The sequence below is a fragment of the Bradyrhizobium nivariense genome, from assembly GCF_029846695.2.
In the GTDB taxonomy this organism is placed as follows: domain Bacteria; phylum Pseudomonadota; class Alphaproteobacteria; order Rhizobiales; family Xanthobacteraceae; genus Bradyrhizobium.
The window spans coordinates 1-1478 of sequence record NZ_JARWCR020000180.1; the positions used below are offsets into that span (position 1 = coordinate 1).

The window sequence follows — 1478 nt, forward strand, 5'->3', positions numbered from 1 at the left end:
CTCCACCACCAGCATCCCAACCTCGGCTTCCATGACTCGATGGAAGCCACTGTGGACCCTTATCCCGGGGTCCCGATTGGATGCCGATCACCCCGAAAACGGGGTCCTTATTCCATGCCGAAACACACATCTGCCGCCGCCTACGTGGTCATACCGGCGGGCGTGCCGAAGCATAGCATCAAGGGCTCGCCCCTTCTCGCACTACATCCGGGAACCGGCGACTTTGTCGAATGGGAAGCGATTAAGCCTCGCTTCCAAGGCATCAACTTCCCAAAAACAGCCGACACTGACTGGAGCATAGCTGGCCCGAATCTCAACGTTGATTGGGTCACCGACATTGGCACATCGGGAAGCGCCACCTTCAATCGAGTGGATGGCAGTAAGCCTTCACGCTTACGGCCCCTAAGCATCAATACTTGGGAAGAGTTTCGTCGCTACGTCCGCGACCTGCCGCCGTACCGGTATATATTTCGAGGGCAAGAAAACAACGCGTGGCGGCTCCGAACGTCCTTCCATCGCACTCGGCGCGCTGATCTAATCAGATACATGCAAGTCGATGTGCACGAATTGCATCGCCACCTGAGCGGGCTCACAAGTCATTATTTCAATCTGGAGGCACCGTTCGAGTACGCCGCTTTCTTGAGTTTAGGGCAACACCACGGATATCCAACCCCGCTTCTAGACTGGACTTATTCCCCGTTTATCGGAGCCTACTTCGCATTTAAGAAAGCCACAGCACCCACGGAGAAGGTCAGGATCTTCGTTTTCGACCGAGAGCGCTGGGTTAGGGACTGGAATCAGTTGCAAAAGATTACTCCCGCTCGCCTGCACTTTTCGATGGTGGATGCAGTCGCTCTCAACAACGAGCGAAAGATACCGCAGCAAGCACTAGCTAGCGTAACAAACGCTGAGGACATTGAAGATTACATCGGCACAAAAGAGACAGACGGGCGTCGCTATTTGGAGACGATAGACTTGCCGCTTGCGCAGCGCCAAGAGGTCTTGATGGAGCTGAACTTGATGGGCATAAACGCCGGGTCTTTATTTCCAGGACTAGACGGCGCTTGCTCTCAATTCAAAGATCGGCTTTTCGGCCTTTAACTACATTGCGGTGACAGTGCACTTAACTAGCTGTCCATTTTGATTGAATGCACTGTCCACCATAACTAACACCAGCCCGCACCTTGGCGACCGGCGAGAGCCATTTGCATCGCGACTCCGGGCTCGCGTCCCTACCCGAGCAACACCCGAGCAACGCGTCACTCCTCACTAAAGGCCAACAAACAAAATCCGTGCCCGAACGGATCGGCCAACATGGCGATCCGTCCATACGGCGCGTCGCGCGGGGGTACTTAGAGCCGGTCCCGATTGTCTGAACAAAAATTCCGCGTCGATAAGTGGAGACTCTGCCGGTGTTAGGCCGCCGCGCGGAGCGGAGGAAGATCGAAGTAGGCTTGATCCGGGGTGCGGTCGTCAAG

1 protein-coding gene is annotated in these 1478 nt (G+C 55.4%); it reads left to right on the top strand.

Annotated features, from left to right (window positions below):
* Nucleotides 1-1101 (top strand): FRG domain-containing protein (locus QCM77_RS45805; protein ID WP_280097122.1); only part of this gene is annotated, 1101 nt, incomplete at its 5' end.
* Between the last annotated feature and the right edge of the window lie 377 nt (nt 1102-1478).